Source organism: Nocardiopsis sp. CNS-639, assembly GCF_000381685.1.
Lineage (GTDB): Bacteria > Actinomycetota > Actinomycetes > Streptosporangiales > Streptosporangiaceae > Nocardiopsis > Nocardiopsis dassonvillei.
In genome coordinates, this window is sequence record NZ_KB906855.1 from 152,927 (window position 1) to 169,875 (window position 16,949).

Below are 16,949 nucleotides of genomic sequence, written 5' to 3' on the forward strand. Positions count from 1 at the left end.
ACCGCTTCCGGCCCCGGCCTCAGGGGGTCCCGCCGGTCGCGGCCGCGGGCTCCTGCGGGCGCACGCCCGCGATCGCGATGTCCAGCAGACGGTCCGCCTGCGCGCCGTCGGGGTGGTCCTCGGTGGCGAGCGAGATGGCGCTGACGAGCGCGACCAGGTCCTCGGCGCGCGCACCGGGGCGCACCGCCCGCGCCCGACGGGCGCGCTCCAGGAGTTCGCCGGCCGCGGCGGTGATCATCGCCGCGCAGCCGTCGTCGCGTTCCAGCAGGTCGGCGTCGCGGCCGTCCCGCAGCAGCGAGGCGGCCAGTCCGCGGCTGGCCTCGGCGTAGGCGTGGAGCTCCCGCAGCCAGGCGAAGAGGGCGGGGCCGGGCCCGCTGGTGCGGGCATGCTCCCGCGCCCTCGCGCAGAGTGCTTCGACGCGGTCGTGGAAGACCGCCTCCAGCAGGTGGCGGCGGGAGGGGAAGTGCCGGTGCAGGGTCGCCGATCCCACTCCGGCCCGGCGGGCGATCTCCTCCAGTGAGGCGTCGACGCCGTGCGCCGCGAACACCTCCTCGGCCACGGCGACGATGCGTTCGTAGTTGCGCCGGGCGTCCGCGCGCAAGGGCCTTCGCGCTGTGCTCTCGACCACCGTGACCTCCTGCGCTTGCTAAGTGGGGTGGTTCTCCGGTTATCTTAGCGGAGCGAAGTGGGGGGACACCCCACTTTCTTGTCGAGAGACCGGGGAGAACGACCATGCGCGCTGTGCGGTACGACCGATTCGGCCCGCCCGAGGTGTTGCGCGTCGACGAGGTGCCCACGCCGAGCCCGGGAGAGGGCGAGGTGCTCGTCGAGGTGCACGCCGCGAGCGTGGACGCGGCTGAGCTCGCCTTCCGCTCGGGCAGGATGCGCAAGATCACCCGCGCCCGGTTCCCCCGGGGCGTGGGCGTCGACTTCACGGGCCGCGTCGCGTCGGTGGGCGCCGGAGTGCGCGCCTGGCAGGCGGGGGACGCGGTGTGGGGGCTCATGCCGCACTTCGTCTTCGGGGCCGTCGCCGACCACGTCGTCGTCCCCGAGCGGCGGCTCGCCAGCGCGCCCGGGAACCTCGGCCTCCTGGAGGCCGCCGCCCTTCCGGGGGCGGGCACCACCGCCCTGACCGCGCTGACGGACAAGGCCCGCCTCGCGCCCGGCGAACGGCTCCTGGTTCGCGGCGCCACCGGAGGCGTCGGCAACGTCGCGGTGCAGCTGGGCAAGGCGCTCGGCGCCGAGGTCACCGCCCTCGCCGGGGCCCGCAACCTCGACTGGATCCGAGGACTCGGCGCCGACGAGGCCCTGGACTACCGCACGACCCGGCCGCAGGACCTCGGCCGCTTCGACGTCATCGTCGACCTGGTCGGCACCGACCTCGGCGCCTACCAGGCGCGGCTGCACCGGCGAGGGCGCATGGTCGCGCTCGCCTTCGACCCGGACCGCGTCCTCAGGTCCCTGCTCGGCACCGGGCTCCGGGCCGCCGTGCGGCCCGGCCGGACCAAGCTCTTCAGCAACGACCCGTCGGCGGAGCGCATCGCCGAGCTCACCCGGGCCGTCGAGGAGGGGAAGATCCGTCCCATGGTCGACACGGTCCTCCCGATGGCCGACATCGCGGAGGCCCACCGCAGGCTGGAGGCGGGCAGCGTCCGCGGGAAGTGCGTCATCGACGTGCGGCGCCCCTAGCGGTGACGCGTCGGGCCGCGCCCGTCGGCGGCGGTGGACCTAGGACGGTTCCTTCGCGGGGCGGGCCCGCCCACGGCCGCCCGCGCGGGTCCCGGTCCCCCGTGCGGCGCGGCGCCGCCGCAGCACGCCCTGGCGGGGCGAGAACAGGTAGGCCAGGGTGAAGGCCGACGACTGGGCCAGCACGATCGCCCCGCCGGTGGACACGTTCAGGTGGAAGCTGAGGAACACCCCCGCCACGGCCGCCGCCACGGCCACCGCCGCGGAGATGACCAGCATCCGCTCGAAGCGGTCGGTGAGCAGGTAGGCGGTCGCCCCGGGGACGATGACCATGGCCACGACCAGGATGATCCCCACCGCCTGGAGGGCCACCACCACCGTGACCGACAGCAGCCCCAGCAGCAGCGTCTCCAGCAGGCGGGGGTTGATGCCCACCGCGTGCGCGTGGACCGGGTCGAAGGCGTACAGGGTCAGGTCGCGGTGCTTGTACCAGACCACCGCCAGCACCACCCCGGCCAGGACGAGCACCTGCCAGATGTCGGTGTCGGACACCCCCAGCACGTTGCCGAACAGGATGTGACCCAGGTCGGTCTGACTGGGCACGCGCGAGACCAGGACCAGGCCCAGGGCGAACATGGCCGTGAAGACCACGCCGATGACGGCGTCCTCCTTGACCCGGGAGGTGCGGTTGACCACCCCGATCAGGGCGACCGACCCGGCGCCGAAGACCAGCGCGCCCACGGCGAAGGGCAGTCCGAACAGGTAGGACAGCACCACCCCGGGCAGGACGGCGTGGGAGACGGCGTCGCCCATCAGCGACCAGCCCACCAGCGTCATCCAGCACGACAGGACGGCGCACGCCACCCCGGCGACCACGCTGACCAGCAGGGCGCGCCGGACGAAGTCGAAGCCCAGGGGCACCGTGAACCACTCCGCGACCGCGGTCAGCGCGTCCATGCCGTTCCCTCCTCGTCGGTGTGGACCCCGAAGGCCTCCATGAGGGTCTCCGGGCGCAGGACCTCCTCGGGGGCGCCGTGCGCCACGACGCGGCGCTGGAGCAGCACCGCCTCGTCGCACAGGGCGGGCACCTGGGCCAGGTCGTGGGTGGACACCAGCAGGGTGTGGCCCTCGCCGCGCAGTTGCAGCAGCAGTTCGGTGATGCGCCCCTCCGAACGCTTGTCGACCCCGGCGAAGGGCTCGTCGAGCAGGAGCACGTCGGCGCCCTGGGCGATGGCGCGGGCCACGAAGGCGCGTTTGCGCTGGCCGCCGGAGAGCGCGCCGATCTGGCGGTCGGCCAGGTCGCCCAGGTGGGTGCGGTCCAGGGCGTGCTCGACCGCCTCCCGGTCGGCGGGGCGGGGGCGCCTCCGCTGTCCCATGCGTCCGTAGCGGCCCATCATCACCACGTCGCGCACACGGACCGGGAAGGCCCAATCGACCTGTTCGGACTGGGGCACGTAGCCCACCAGCCCGCGGCGGCGGGCGGCGGCTCCGGTGTGCCCGAGGATCCGCACCCGCCCCCCGTCGGTGGGGACGAGGCCCAGCACGGTCTTGAACAGGGTGGACTTGCCCGACCCGTTGGTGCCCAGCAGGCCGCAGACGCGGCCGGGGGCGACGGACAGGCTCACGCCGTCCAGCGCCAGGACGTCGCCGTAGCGGACGGTGGCGTCGGTGACCTCGATGGCGGCGTTCACCGCTCCTCCCCCCGCAGCCCGGCCACGATGGCCTCGGCGTCGTGGCGCAGCAGGTCCAGGTAGGTGGGGACGGGGCCGCCCTCCTCGGACAGGGAGTCGACGTAGAGGGTCTGGCCCATGGCGGCGCCGGTCTCGCGCGCCACCGAGCGCTGGGAGCCGTCGTTGACGGTGCTCTCGCAGAAGACGGCGGGCACCTGGTTGTCGCGGACGAACTCGGTGACGGCGGCGGTCTGCCGGGGGGTGCCCTGGGTCTCGGCGTTGACCGGCCACAGGTACATCTCGGTCAGCCCCGCGTCGCGCGCCAGGTAGGAGAAGGCGCCCTCGCAGGTGACCAGGGCGCGGGAGCTGTCGGGGACCCCGGCGAGCTCGTCCTCCAGGTAGTCGCCGACCTCGCTGATCTCGTCCTTGTAGGCCTCGGCCGCCTCGGCGTAGACCCGTTCGCCCTCGGGGTCGAGCTCGGTGAGGGCGTCGCGGATGTTGTCGACGTAGACGGGGGCGTTGTCGGGCGACATCCAGGCGTGGGGGTTGGGCTGGCCCTCGTACTCCCCCGCGGAGATGGGGATGGTCTCGACACCGTCGCTGAGCACGGCGGTGGGGGCCTGCACGCGTTCGGTGAACTGGCTGAACCATGCCTCCAGGCCGAGCCCGTTCTCCAGGATCAGGTCGGCGTCCTGGCCGCGGACGAGGTCGTCGGGGGTGGGTTCGTAGCCGTGGATCTCGGCTCCGGGCCGGGTGAGCGAGGCGACCTCCACGCGTCCGTCGGCCACGTTGCGTGCCATGTCCGCCAGGACGGTGAACGTGGTCAGGACCAGGAGCCGTCCGTCGTCGCGCTCCTGCCCGGCGGAGGAGGAGCAGGCGGTCAGGCCCAGGACCAGGGCGAGGGAGGCGGCGGGGAGCTTCGCCGACCAGGAGTGTGAAGAAGCCTCATCTTGAAAGTTCGGCACGCCTAACTTTTTACCACAACACGGCCAAACTACACATCGCGGCGGGCGTGTCGCGGTCCTCGCCCGGGCCTCGTGTCCCGGACGGCGCTGTCACGCCCGCGCCGACGGAGCCGACGGCGTGGAAGCGGCGGGCCCCGGAAACCCCGCCACCCGTACGGCCTGCGCGGACACGCGTGCACGCCAGGCCGTCCGGCCGGTCGCCGACCGGCACGCAGGATCCCCGCCCGAACCCGCGCCCCCTCCCCGGCCGCCCGTACGGCGCGCGGCTCAGTCCAGGTCGGCCAGGGCCGCCCGGGCCGCGGCGGTCCAGTGCGGCGACCCGGCCCGGGCGGCCACGCGCAGGGCCAGCCGGTAGTGCTCCGCGGCCCGCTCACGGCGTCCGAGCGCGCGGTCGAGGTCGCCGAGCTGGTGCGCGACCGGTCCCAGGGTCAACAGACCGCTGCCCGCACCGGCCAGCTCCCCGGCGGCGGGTGAGAGCAGGCGGTGGGCGCGCTCCATCGCGGGGTGGTCGCCGACGGCGGTGGCGGCCCGGGCGGCCAGACAGGACAGAGCCTCCCCGAGCAGGCCGGGCGGTGCGTCGGGCGGCGGCGGAGCGGACTCGGGCGAGGCCAGGGCGTCGGCCCAGGGTGCGTAGGGGCCCCAGTCCTGGCGCGGGTCCACCGGTGCGGGTCGTCCGCCCTGAAGGCGCAGGCACAGCAGCGCCAGGGGCAGGATGCCCTGCTCCACACCGGGCATGCCGGTGTCGGCGAGCCGCACGCTCGCGGCCCGGTAGGCGGCCTCGGCCTCCTCGACGGCCCCCCGCGCGGCCGTGCGCAGCGCCTCGTACCAGCGGGTGAACACCCCCACCAGCGGAATCCCGTAGCGCGAGCCCAGCCGGTCGGCGCTGGCCGCGTGGGCGTCGGCGGCACCGAAGTCGGCGAGCGCGGAGTGCGCCTGGACCAGGACGAGGTGGCCCAGCACCTCGAAGGTCACCAGGCCGTGCCGGGAGGCCAGGTCGACCAGCTCCGCGCCGATCTCCACGCGATGCGGGGCCCGCCCGGAGCCCTGGAAGGACTGCATGAAGCGGGCGTTGAGCGCCAGGCACAGCAGGGCGGGGTCGCCGAGCCCGCGGGCGGCCTCCTCGGCCCGGCGGGCCGCGTCCGGGCCCCGGCCGGTGGCGGTGCCGCGCAGTTCCAGGGCCAGGGCGCACAGCAGGCGGACGCGCTGCTCGGGGCGGTCCTCGGGCAGGGCGGCCAGGGTGCGCTCGGCGGCCCCGGCGATCTGGCGGGCCAGCTCCTCGTCGTCGTTGCGCGGCCACAGGGCGGGCACGTCGAAGGCGGTGATGACCTGCGCCGTCAGCTCCGCGTCGCCCAGCTCCTCGGCCGCGGCGACCGCCCGGGCGCGGTGGTGGCGGGCCTCCTCCAGGCGGCCGGTGACGGCCAGCGCCCGCACCATGCCCATGACCGCCTCCAGGCGTTCGCGGGGCCGGTCCTCGCCGGAGCGGTCGTGGGCGGCGACGGCCTCCCGCCACAGCCGGGCCGCCTCGTGCGGGGCGAAGCGCTCCTCGGCCCGCAGGGCGGCGGTGCGGGCGTGGTGGGCGGCCCGGGCCGCGGTGGCGCGGGTTCCCGCCCGCCCGAAGTGGTGTGCGAGCAGGTCGGCCCGGTCGGGGTGCAGCGCCTCGACGGCCTCGGCCACCGCCGTGTGCCAGTGTGCCCGGCGCGGTCGGGAGAGGTCCTGGTAGAGGGTGTCGCGCACCAGCACGTGCGCGAAGCGCAGGCCGGGGGCGCCCTCGGGCTCGTCCGGTTCGGCGCGGTCGGTGAGGAAGCCCGCCTCCAGTGCCTCGTCCAGGGCGTCGAGCAGGACGTCCCCGTCCGGGGACAGGGCCGACAGGACGTCGGGGTCGATGTCGCGGCCGATCACGGAGGCCTGCCGCAGCAGGGTCCGGGCCCCGGGCGTCAGGGAGCCCAGGCGGTGGCGGATGACGTCGCGCACCCCGGCGGGGACCGCGTCGAGCGCGGCGCCGTCCCCGCCGGACAGCAACCGGGCCAGCTCGCGGACGAAGAAGGGGTTGCCGCCGCTGCGCCGGTGGACGGTGCGCAGCGCCCGCACGTCGACGTCGCGGCCGACCAGGGCGCGGACGAGAGCGCCGGTCGCGTCCTCGGCCAGCCCGCCCAGGTAGGCGCGGGCCGGTTCGCCGGGGGCGAGCCGGGCCAGGGCCGAGGTCAGCGCGGGGAGGACCTCGCCGGTCCGGTAGGTCCCCACGATCAGCACGGGCCCGGGGAGCGGTTCGGCGGCCAGGAAGGTGAACAGTTCCAGGGTCTCCTCCGCCGCCCGGTGCAGGTCGTCGAAGACCAGCAGGACGGGGCCGCGCCGCGCGGCCGAGGCGAGGAGGCGGGCGGCCCGGCGCAGGACGCCGAACCTGGCCGCGGCGGGGTCCGTGCCGGTGGCCCCGGGCGCTGTGGTGTCGTCGTCCCGGGCGGGAGCAGCGGTGCCGCTGGGCGCTGTGATGCCCGTGGCGGCATCGACGCGCGGGGCCCCGGATCCGGTGGCGGTGGGATCGGTGGTGGCAGTGCACGGGGCGCCGGGGTCGGCGGCGTGTTCCGCGGCCTGTGCCGGGCCGGTGGCGCCCCCGTGGGCCGCGGTGTCCTCGGCCGCCGCCAGCACGGCGGCGATCTGCGTCCAGGGCCAGACCGCGGGCGCCCCCTCGTGCTCGGGGCCGCGCCCCCAGGCCGCGGTCCACCCGCGCCCGGCCAGCCGCCGGGCGAGTTCCTCGGCCAGGGCCGTCTTACCCGCCCCGGCGTCGCCGGAGACCAGGGCGACCCGGGCCGGAGCGAGCGGCGCGGCGGAGGCGGCGGCCCCCTCCAGCAGTTCCAGCTCCCGGGCCCGGCCCACGAAGGGACGCCGGGCGCGTTCGGGCGCGCTCTCCGCCCGTGCGGGAACCGCGGTGGCGGCGGCACGCGGGATGAGGTGGGGAGCCTGGGACAGGACGTCGGCCTCCAATCGCCGCAGTTCGGGGCCGGGGTCCACCCCCAGTTCGTCCGCCAGGGTCCGGCGGGCGCGGCGCAGGGCGGCCAGCGCGTCACCCTGGCGGCCCGAGCGGTACAGGGCCAGCGCCCACTGCCGCCAGGCGTTCTCGCGCAGGGGGTGGGCCAGGGCGTGCGCCTCCAGGGCGGGCACGGCGTCGCCCGCACGGCCCAGCGCCAGGAGGGCCTCGGCGTGCCGCTCCACCGCCAGCAGACGCAGCCCCTCCAGCCGGTCGGCCTCGGACCGAGCCCAGGGGTAGGCGGCGAACTCGGCGTAGGCGGGCCCCCGCCACCACCCGAGGGCCTCCTCCAGCACGTCCAGCGCCGCACCGGGCCGGTCCTCGGTGAGCAGCGCGCCGCCGCGGGTCACGGCCGCGGCGAAGCGCCGGGCGTCGACCGCGTCGGGGCCGGCCCGCAGCGCGTAACCCGGCGGCGCGGTCACCAGCAGCCGTGCGGGTTGCCGCGCGGGCCGGTCCGGTTCCAGGGACCGGCGCAGCGCGGAGACGAAGGTGCGCACCGCCGCCACGGAGCCCTCGGCGGGCACCTCCCACAGGTCGTCCACGAGGCGGTCCACGGGCACGGCACGGCCCTCGGCGACCAGGAGCCGGGCCAGCACCGCGCGGTGCCGCGGCCCCTTGAGGGCGAGCGGTCCGTGCGCGCCGACGGCCTCCAGGGGGCCCAGCACGCGGAAGCACACCGCCGCCTGCGTCGCCTCTCCCCCCATGGCAGCCAATCTATCCGGCCCTCCGCACCGGACGGGGCCGCCGGCGCCCCTGCTCAACCGCTGCTCATCGGCTGCTCATCGGCTCCCGGCAGGCTCGTGGACGACCGAGTTCCCCGGCGACCGCCGGGGACCCGACTCCAACCCACCGGAGGAGACCACCGTGGAACCCAGGATCCCGGGATTCGACTACCAGCGCGTGCCCGTCGCCGAGGGCGTGGCGCTCAACGCCGCCGTCGGCGGCTCGGGCAGTCCTCTCGTGCTGCTGCACGGCTTCCCCCAGACCCACCTGATGTGGCGGCACGTCGCGGCCGACCTGGCCGCCGACCACACCGTCATCTGCCCGGACCTGCGCGGCTACGGCGACAGCGACAAGCCCGCCGACACCGACGGCCACGCCTACGCCAAGCGCACCATGGCCGCCGACGTCGTCGCCCTGGCCCGAGCCCTGGGCCACGAGCGCTTCGCCCTGGCGGGCCACGACCGGGGCGCCCTGGTCGCGATCCGCGCCGGGCTGGACCACCCCGGCGCCGTCACCCACCTGGCCTCGCTCGACGTGCTGCCGACCCTGGACATGTGGGAGGTCATGCGCGGGGCCTCGGCCGCGGTGGGCTTCCACCTGTACCTCATGGCCCAGCCCCCGGGCCTGCCCGAGCAGCTGATCGGCGCCAGTCCGGACGCGTTCTTCGGACACTTCCTGGACATCTGGACGCGCGACCCCGAGGCGGTCCCCGCCGAGGTGCGCGCCGCCTACCTGCGGGCCTCGCGCGAGGCCGTGCCCTCGATCGTGGCCGACTACCGGGCCTCGGCCGGGATCGACGTCGAACACGACGAGGCCGACCGCGCGGCCGGGCGGCGCCTGGCCATGCCGGTGACGGTGCTCCAGCAGGACTGGGGCGCGGCGCTGGGCTACGACGCCGCCGCGGTGTGGCGGGCCTGGGCCCCCGACCTGCACCACAGCACGGTGACCTGCGGCCACTTCATGGCCGAGGAGGCCCCGGCCGAGGTGGTCGGGGCGCTGCGCGACCTGCTGGCCCGGTAGGCGCCGCCCCGGGGCGGCGCCGCGGACTGGCCCTCGTGCTCGACGGGCTGCGCGCGGACGCCGCCCGGGGACCGCTTCCCGGCGCCCCGATGACTCCGCGGCAGGTGTACGACGTCATGGGCGGGCTCACCGGCACGCCCTGAGCCGGGCGCCAGTGCCCTGGAGGACGGTCGGCCCGGTCCGGCGGGGCGTCGCCCCACCAGTGGATCCGGACTCTGTCAGAATTCCTCGGAAAAAGATCGGTGGACGTGTCGATCCGCGGCACCCCCCGTTCGACCTAGGGGTGGAAGGGCCCGGAAGGGGTCCGCGACACCCAGGGAGACAGAGCCATGAAGTACATGCTGATCATGCGCGCCACCGACGAGGCCTTCGCGAAGATGGGCGAGATCGACTTCGACGAGGTGCTCGCGACCATGGGCCGGTACAACGACGAGCTGATCCGCGCCGGGGTGCTGGTCGCCGCGGAGGGCCTCGACGACGCCGCCGAGGGCGTGGTCGTCGACTACTCCTCCGAGCCGCCCGTGGTCACCGACGGCCCCTACGGCGAGACCAAGGAGCTGTTCGGCGGGTTCTACATCCTCAACGTGGCCTCCAAGGAGGAGGCCGTGGAGTGGGCCAAGCGGTCGCCGATGACCGGCCCCGGTTTCAAGACCGAGATCCGCCGGGTCACCACGATCGACGAGTTCCCGCAGGACAACGAGTGGATCCAGAGGGAGCGGGCCTGGCGCGAGGCCACCGGCCAGCTCTGAGCGGACCGACCGGAGATGGCTGACCCCACCGGCCGCGAGGCCGTAGCCGCCGTCTGGCGGATCGACTCGGCGCGGATCGTCGGCGCGCTCGCGCGCTACACCGGCGACTTCGCCCTGGCCGAGGACCTGGGCCAGGAGGCGCTGGCCGAGGCGCTGGTGACCTGGCCGCGCGAGGGCGTGCCCCGCAACCCGGCGGGGTGGCTGCTCACCGTCGGCCGCCGCCGCGCGATCGACGCGTTCCGCCGCCGCTCCGCCCTGGACGACAGGTACGCCGTCCTCGCCCGTGACCTGGGCGAGGGCGGCGCCGCCTCGGGCAGCGCGCCCGCCGACCCCGCACGGGAGGCCGACGACGTGCTGTGGGATCCGGACCGGATCGACGACGACGTGCTCGCGCTGATGTTCACCGCCTGCCACCCCGTGCTGTCGCGGGAGGCCAGGGTGGCGCTCACCCTGCGGGTGGTCGGCGGTCTGACCAGCGACGAGATCGCCAGGGCGTTCCTGGTCCCGACCGCGACCGTGCAGGCCAGGATCACCCGGGCCAAGAGGACCCTCGGGGCGGCCCGGGTGCCCTTTGGGGTACCCCCGGCCCAGGAGCGGCCCCAGCGGCTCGGTTCGGTGCTCAACGTGGTCTACCTGATCTTCACCGAGGGCTCCTCGGCCAGCTCCGGCGGTGACCTGCTCCGGCTCGACCTCGCGGGCGAGGCCCAGCGCCTGGCCCGGGTGCTGGCCCGTCTGGTCCCCGACCAGCCCGAGGTCCACGGCCTGCTGGCGCTGCTGGAGCTGACCGCGGCGCGCTTCCCCGCCCGGACCGGGGCGGACGGGCGGCCGGTGCTGCTGGAGCACCAGGACCGCCGCCGCTGGGACCGCGCCGCGATCCGCCGGGGACGGGCCGCCCTGGCCCGCGCGGGGAGGACCGGCCGGGGGCTGGGCGCCTACGGCCTCCAGGCCGCGATCGCCGAGTGCCACGCGCTCGCCCCCTCGGTGCGGGAGACGGACTGGGAGCGGATCGTGCTGCTCTACGAGGCGCTCGGCCGTCTGGCGCCCTCCCCGGTGGTGGACCTCAACCGGGCGGTGGCGGTCTCCATGGCCCGGGGACCGGCCGAGGCGCTGCGGATCGTGGACGAGCTGGCGGCGGCCGGGGCGCTGGCGGACTCGCACCTGCTGCCGAACGTGCGCGGGGAGCTGCTCGTGCGACTGGGGCGCACCGGTGAGGCGCGCACCGAACTGGAGCTGGCCATGCGCCGGTGCGGCAACGAGCGCGAGCGGGAGGTGCTGGAGCGCAGACTCGCCGACCTGGGCTGACCGTTCCACACCCCCCGGGGAGCGCCGCGCCGCGGCCCGCGCCGGCCCTGGGACTCCGGCGCGGCGGGCTGACCAGGGACGGGGCTCCCACCAGGCCGGAGCACCGTCGTACCTCAGTACTATGGTCGCTCCGCTCGCATGGAAAACCGCTGTCCCTGCGGGCTTTTCGACGTCCACGGGGTCACGACGGCCCGCACCGCAAGGGAGTCCGATGGGGGCCGAGCCGCACCGCACACTGCGTGGCCGCTACCAGCTGCTGGCCGAGATCGGCCGGGGCGGGATGGGCCGGGTCTGGCGCGCCCACGACACCGAGCTCAACCGCACCGTCGCGGTCAAGGAGATCCTCCTGGGCCCGGGCCTGGACGACCACGAGCGCGACCGGATGGCCGCCAGGGCCCGGCGCGAGGCGCAGGCCACCGCGATGGGCGGCCACCCCAACATCGTCACCGTGCACGACATCGTCCAGGACGACGGGCGCCCGTGGATCGTCATGGAGTTCCTCAGCGGGCGCTCCCTGCACGCGCTGGTCCGCCAGGAGGGCCCGCGCGGCGCCCGCGTGACCGCCCGCTGGGGGCTCGACCTGCTCAGCGCGCTGAGCACCGCGCACGGGCAGGGGATCACCCACCGCGACGTCAAACCCGAGAACGTCATGGTCACCGACGCCGGACGGGTGGTGCTCACCGACTTCGGCATCGCCACCATCGCCGACACCTCCTCCGTCACCCAGACGGCCGGGGTGATGGGCTCCCCCGCCTACCTGGCCCCCGAGCGGCTGGCGGGGAGCCCGGCGACCCCGGCGAGCGACCTGTGGTCCCTGGGCGCCACCCTGTACCACATGGCCACCGGCACCTCCCCGTTCCGCCGCGAGGGCATCCCCGCCACACTGCACGCCGTCACCTCCGAGGAGCCGCCCGACGTCCTGGGCCGGGGCCCGCTGGGCCAGGCGGTACGGGGCCTGCTGGTGAAGGACCCGGCCGGGCGGATCGACGCCGACCGCTGCCGCGCACTGCTGACCGCGGAGGCGGAGGCGGGCACCGCCGCCGCGGCCCCCTCGGCCACGACCGTGTCCGTGCCGACGCGGCCGTTGAGCGCGCCCACACGGGCGGTCACCCCGGGGCCGGTCCCGCCCGGAACCCCCGGACCGGTTCCGCGGGGCCCCGCGGCGGTCCCGCCGCAGACCACGGTCACGACGGCGCCGGAACCGCGGCGGGGCGGACGGCTGTCCTGGCCGATGGTGGTGCTCACCCTGGGCCTGGCCTCGCTGGTGGCGGTGGCGGCGCTGGTGGTGGTGCTCGACCCGTGGGGGTCCGACACCGGCGCCGCCGCCACCGGGACGGGCACGGAGGAGTCCCCCGAACCCGGCGCCGGAGAGCAGCAGGCCGGGGGCGGGAACGAGGGGGACGCCACCGCCCCCGAGGAGACCGGCGCGCCCCAGGAGGGCGGCGCCGACGGCGCCCCCGTGCCCGGGACGACCTGGACCGAGGACCCCGAGGGCTTCGGTCTGAGCGTCCCCGAGGGCTGGATCCGCCGGGTGGACGGCAGCAGCGTCTTCTTCGAGTCCCCCGACAACGCCGACTACCTCCAGATCGACATGGCCGAGCACCCCACCGACGACGAGTACCAGCACGTCCTGGACCAGGAGCAGGGCGTGTACGACTCGGGGCGGCTGCCGGGCTACGAGCGGGTGCGGATCACCGACGTCACCGGCGACACCGGCTTCCACTCGGCCACCGAGTGGGAGTTCACCTGGCGGGACGAGACCGGCGAGACGCGCCGCGTGCTGACCCGCAACATCGCGGTGGCGCCCGGGGTGTACTACGCGCTGGCCTGGGCCTCCACCGACGCCTCGTGGGCCGACCAGGGCGCCCAGCGCACCGCCGCCATGGAGTCCTTCGACCCGGCCTGATCCCGCTCCGGCCCGAACCACCGCGATCCGGTCCGCCCGCCCCCGCTCCCCGGACCCCGGCGCCGTGGTGCGGGGGCGGCGCCGCGGCCGCGCTCAGCTGCCCAGGTAGCGCAGCACCGCCAGCACCCGGCGGCTGTAACCGGAGGCGTGCCCCAGGTCCAGCTTGTCGAAGATCGCGTTGACGTGCTTCTCCACCGCGCTCAGCGACACGTACAGCCGCTCGGCGATCGAGGCGTTGCTCAGCCCCTGCGCCATGTGCTCCAGGACGTCGCGCTCGCGCGGGGTGAGCCGGGCCAGCGGGTCGGTGTGGGTGGTGCGCGCCAGCAGCTGGCGCACCACCTCGGGGTCGAAGGCCGCCCCGCCCGCGCGCACCCGCTCCAGGGCCTCCAGGAACTCCCCCACCTCCGACACCCGGTCCTTGAGCAGGTAGCCCACCCCTCCCGAGGCCCCGGCCAGCAGTTCGGCGGCGTAGCGCTGCTCCACGTACTGCGACAGCACCAGCACCGCGACCCTCCCGTGCTCGGCGCGGATGCGCAGCGCCGCCCGCAGCCCCTCGTCGGTGTGGGCGGGCGGCATCCGCACGTCCACCACGGCGGCGTCGGGCGCGTGCTCGGCGACCGCGGCCAGCAGCGCGTCGGCGTCGCCGACCGCCGCCGCCACCTCGTGGCCCTCCTCCTCCAACAACCGCACCAGGCCCTCCCTGAGCAGGACCGAGTCGTCAGCGATCACCAGGCGCATGGGGGCTCCGTATCGTGGTCAGGGGCAGCGCGGCGCGTACCGTGGTCGGACCGCCCCGGGGACTGTGTACCGCCAGTGTGCCGTCCAGGGCCCGGACCCGCCTGGCCAGGCCGGTCAGTCCGCCGCCGGCGGGGTCGGCGCCGCCGCGGCCGTCGTCGAGCACCCGCAGGTCCAGGACGCCGTCGGCGTCGTCCAGGTGCACGATCACCACCTCGGCCCCGGCGTGCTTGACGGCGTTGGTGATGGCCTCGCGCGCCACGAAGTACACCGCCGTGGCCAGTTCGCGGGGCGGCGGGGCCGACAGGCGCGCGCGCACCCGCACCGGCAGCGGGCTGCGTTCGGCCACCTCGGTCAGCGCCGCCTCCAGGCCCAGGGTGTCCAGCGCGGTGGGGTAGACCCGCCAGGCCACCTCCCGCAGTTCGTCCAGCAGTACCCGGGTCTCGGTGTGCGCCTGGCGGACCAGCCGCGCCGCGCGCTCGGGGTCGTGGCCGCGCTGGGCCCGCCCCAACAGCATGGCCAGCGCCACCACGCGCTGCTGGACCCCGTCGTGCAGGTCGCGTTCGATGCGCCGCCGCTCCTCGTCCACAGCCCGCACGATGCCCGACCGGGTGGAGGTCAGCTCGTCGATGCGCCGGTGCAGCAGGTCCTCGCTGCTGGGACCCACCAGACGGCGGGCCAGGGCGCGGTCGGCGGCCGAGGCCAGCGCCACCACCAGCCACGTCGCCGCCAGGACGACCAGGCCCATGAGCAGGCCCACGCTGATGCTGGAGACGTGTATCCGCGCGCCGGGCATGAGCACCGGCACGTGGGTGCCGCCCCCGGTGAACAGCTCCAGTGCGGCCCCGCCGACGAAGACCACCACCAGCATCAGCGCCGTGGGCGCCAGGTAGCCGCACAGCAGCGCCGCCGGAAGGCGCAGCAGCAGGTAGGCCACGCGCGGGGCGGCCTCGGCCCCCGGGCCGACCACGCCGCCCCCCGACCACCGGGCCAGGCGGGCCAGGTCCGCGTCGCCCAGGCGCACCGCCCACCGGGTCACCACGCCGCGGAACCGGTGCCGGGCCCGGGAGGTCAGGAACGGGGCGCACACCAGCGCCGCGGCCGCCGCGAGGACCCACACCAGCGTGAGCACGGCGGTGCACAGCCCCAGCAGGGTGCCCGTCAACTCGCGCCCGGCCCGTGCCAGCGGTGCGACCGCCGCACGCACCCAGGCGCGGGGGCCGTCCCCGTCCCCGGCCCACTCGGCCATCCGCCCCTCCCCCTCTTCCCTTCCGGCCGTCCGCACCCGCCGCCTCAGGCGTCCCGGAACCGGAGCACCAGGGCGCCCGCGGCCAGGCTCGCCGCGGTCCAGCACGCGAGCACCGCGCCGCCCGCGGCGGGCGTGAGCGCGTGGTCGAACCGCCCGATCACGAAGGCGCTGTCCACGAACGAGATCCCGGCGAGGAACGGCATGCGCCCGGCGAGGTAGACGCCCACCTCGCTGCCCATCAGCAACAACATCACCGGCAGGCCCAGAATCAGCATGAACACCGTGGTCAGCGCCGCGGCGGCTGACCGCAGCGCGGTGCCGACCCCCAGGGTGGACACGGCCACGGCGGTCAGGTACACGGCCATGCGTACCACGTCCGCGGCGGCCTGCCCCGGGTCCAGGGTGCCGTACCCCTCCAGGTAGGGGTGCCGCGTCACCAGGTGCGCCAGAAGCGTACCGACCGCCCCCGTCACCAGGGACGCCGCGAACACGGTGGCGGCCACGGCCAGGGCCTTCGCCGCGAGCATGCGCATCCGCACCGGGACCGCCTGGAGGGTGGGGTGGATGGAGCGGGAGGAGTACTCGGAGGTGATCACCGGCAGCGCCACGGCGATGACGGCGAACTGCACGGCCCACATGGCGGCGTAGACCGCCATCTCCGACGCCGGGACCTCGGCGGCCGGCAGGTTCCCGTTCTGCATGTTGCCGACGGTCGAGACGGCCGCGCCCGGCGCCACCACGGCCATGAGCAGCAGGGCCGCGGCCAGGCCCCACCAGGTGGAGCGCACCGAGCGGAGCTTGACCCACTCGGAGGAGGCGGCCGCGGCCAGGTCGGCCAGGGCACGGGCCGGGCCGGGGGCGCGGTCGGCGGCGGAGACCGGGGGCTTCCCGGTCGTGGTGGAGGTCGTCACGGTCGGCTCCTGTTCGCGGTGGTGTACTGCACGCTGTCGGCGGTCAGCTCCCGGTAGGCCTGCTCCAGGGACGCGTCGCGCGTGCTCAGCTGGTGCAGGGCCACCCCCGCCCGGTGGGCCAGTTCCCCGACCCGTTCGACGGGTACGCCGGTGACCACCAGTTCGCCCGGGCCGGGGCGCTCCACCCCGGCCCCCTCCGCCTCCAGCGCGGTGACCAGGTCCTCGGGGTGGGGCGCGCGCACCAGCACGGCCGTCCACGCGCTGTTGCCCAGCACCTCGGCCAGGGGCGCGTCGGTGATGAGCCGCCCCCGGCCCAGCACCACCAGGTGGTCGGCGGTCAGCTGCATCTCGCTCATCAGGTGGCTGGAGACGAACACCGTGCGCCCCTCGTCCGCCAGGGAGCGCATCAGGTCGCGGATCCAGCGCACGCCGTCGGGGTCCAGGCCGTTGACGGGCTCGTCGAACAGCAGCAGATCCGGGTCGCCCAGCAGGGCGGCGGCGATGCCCAGGCGCTGGCTCATACCCAGGGAGAAGGCCCCCGCGCGCCTGCGCGCCACCTCGGCCAGCCCCACGGCCTCCAGCACCTCGTCCACGCGGCGGTCGGGGATGCGGTGGGTGCGGGCCAGCCCCAGCAGGTGGGAGCGGGCGCTGCGTCCGGGGTGCACCGCGCGGGCGTCCAGGACGGCGCCCACGTGGTGCAGGGGCCGGTCCAGCTCCCGGTAGGGGCGGCCCCCGACCAGGGCCTGTCCGGCGGTGGGCCGGTCCAGGCCCAGCACCATCCGCATCGTCGTGGTCTTGCCCGCGCCGTTGGGCCCCAGAAAGCCGGTCACCCGGCCGGGGCGGACCTCCAGGTCCAGCGAGTCCACGGCGAGCGTCTCCCCGTAGCGCTTGGTCAGTCCCCGCAGGGTGATCATGTGCGGTCCTCGTCTCGTCGTTCGTGCGGCGGTGACCACGTTAGGAATCCGGACCTCGGCCGGGCCATGGTGCGTACCGCCAGGTCGGGTGCGGTGC

The 16,949-nt window shown here is 75.8% G+C and carries 14 protein-coding genes; 5 read left to right on the plus strand and 9 right to left on the minus strand.

All coding sequences use genetic code 11. From position 1 onward, the window contains the following. Positions 1 to 19: 19 nt before the first annotated feature. A complete protein-coding gene (locus G011_RS0103205) occupies positions 20 to 628 on the minus strand; it encodes a TetR/AcrR family transcriptional regulator (RefSeq protein WP_036552178.1) in 609 nt (202 codons plus the stop codon). A 104-nt stretch (positions 629 to 732) separates the two neighbouring features. On the opposite strand from G011_RS0103205, the gene G011_RS0103210 reads away from it, so the two are divergent. Next, positions 733 to 1,689 (plus strand): NAD(P)-dependent alcohol dehydrogenase, encoded by a 957-nt coding sequence (locus tag G011_RS0103210; protein ID WP_026337968.1) that lies wholly within the window; start codon positions 733 to 735, stop codon positions 1,687 to 1,689. Positions 1,690 to 1,728: 39 nt separating this feature from the next. Here the strand turns inward: G011_RS0103210 and G011_RS0103215 are convergent, their stop codons facing one another. From G011_RS0103215 to G011_RS0103230, 4 genes are all read right to left on the minus strand, one after another. Then, positions 1,729 to 2,643: a metal ABC transporter permease gene (locus G011_RS0103215; RefSeq protein WP_019607196.1), complete on the minus strand. Its 915-nt coding sequence runs from the start codon at positions 2,641 to 2,643 to the stop codon at positions 1,729 to 1,731. Then, positions 2,631 to 3,377, minus strand: coding sequence for a metal ABC transporter ATP-binding protein (locus tag G011_RS0103220; RefSeq protein WP_019607197.1), 747 nt, complete (start codon positions 3,375 to 3,377; stop codon positions 2,631 to 2,633). Before G011_RS0103220 ends, G011_RS0103215 begins: the two co-directional genes overlap by 13 nt. Next, a complete protein-coding gene (locus G011_RS0103225) occupies positions 3,374 to 4,321 on the minus strand; it encodes a metal ABC transporter substrate-binding protein (protein ID WP_019607198.1) in 948 nt (315 codons plus the stop codon). The genes G011_RS0103220 and G011_RS0103225 overlap by 4 nt, the downstream gene beginning before the upstream one ends. Before the next feature lie 267 nt (positions 4,322 to 4,588). Then, positions 4,589 to 8,047, minus strand: coding sequence for a BTAD domain-containing putative transcriptional regulator (locus G011_RS0103230; protein ID WP_019607199.1), 3,459 nt, complete (start codon positions 8,045 to 8,047; stop codon positions 4,589 to 4,591). 160 nt (positions 8,048 to 8,207) lie between these two features. Between G011_RS0103230 and G011_RS0103235 the strand changes: the two genes are divergently transcribed. The 4 genes from G011_RS0103235 (at position 8,208) to G011_RS0103255 (ending at position 13,043) form a co-directional block, all read left to right on the plus strand. Next, positions 8,208 to 9,086 carry an alpha/beta fold hydrolase gene (locus G011_RS0103235; RefSeq protein ID WP_019607200.1) on the plus strand — a complete coding sequence of 293 codons (879 nt, stop codon included), beginning with the start codon at positions 8,208 to 8,210 and terminating at the stop codon, positions 9,084 to 9,086. 329 nt (positions 9,087 to 9,415) lie between these two features. Beyond that, complete coding sequence (locus G011_RS0103245) at positions 9,416 to 9,835, plus strand: YciI family protein (protein ID WP_019607202.1); 420 nt, start codon at positions 9,416 to 9,418, stop codon at positions 9,833 to 9,835. A 15-nt stretch (positions 9,836 to 9,850) separates the two neighbouring features. Then, the gene (locus tag G011_RS0103250; RefSeq protein WP_019607203.1) at positions 9,851 to 11,137 is read left to right on the plus strand and encodes an RNA polymerase sigma factor; all 1,287 of its coding nucleotides are present in this window, start codon (positions 9,851 to 9,853) and stop codon (positions 11,135 to 11,137) included. Positions 11,138 to 11,348: 211 nt separating this feature from the next. Further along, complete coding sequence (locus G011_RS0103255; RefSeq protein ID WP_019607204.1) at positions 11,349 to 13,043, plus strand: serine/threonine-protein kinase; 1,695 nt, start codon at positions 11,349 to 11,351, stop codon at positions 13,041 to 13,043. A gap of 93 nt (positions 13,044 to 13,136) precedes the next feature. On the opposite strand, the gene G011_RS0103260 is transcribed toward G011_RS0103255, so the two are convergent. The 4 genes from G011_RS0103260 to G011_RS0103275 are packed head-to-tail and all read right to left on the minus strand — an operon-like array spanning position 13,137 to position 16,852. Further along, positions 13,137 to 13,781 (minus strand): response regulator transcription factor, encoded by a 645-nt coding sequence (locus G011_RS0103260; RefSeq protein ID WP_019607205.1) that lies wholly within the window; start codon positions 13,779 to 13,781, stop codon positions 13,137 to 13,139. Continuing rightward, complete coding sequence (locus tag G011_RS0103265; RefSeq protein ID WP_019607206.1) at positions 13,762 to 15,027, minus strand: sensor histidine kinase; 1,266 nt, start codon at positions 15,025 to 15,027, stop codon at positions 13,762 to 13,764. Before G011_RS0103265 ends, G011_RS0103260 begins: the two co-directional genes overlap by 20 nt. 44 nt (positions 15,028 to 15,071) lie before the next feature. Continuing rightward, on the minus strand, positions 15,072 to 15,938 hold the full coding sequence (locus tag G011_RS0103270; RefSeq protein WP_019607207.1) for a hypothetical protein: 867 nt from the start codon (positions 15,936 to 15,938) through the stop codon (positions 15,072 to 15,074). Then, positions 15,935 to 16,852 carry an ABC transporter ATP-binding protein gene (locus G011_RS0103275; RefSeq protein ID WP_019607208.1) on the minus strand — a complete coding sequence of 306 codons (918 nt, stop codon included), beginning with the start codon at positions 16,850 to 16,852 and terminating at the stop codon, positions 15,935 to 15,937. The genes G011_RS0103270 and G011_RS0103275 overlap by 4 nt, the downstream gene beginning before the upstream one ends. Between the last annotated feature and the right edge of the window lie 97 nt (positions 16,853 to 16,949).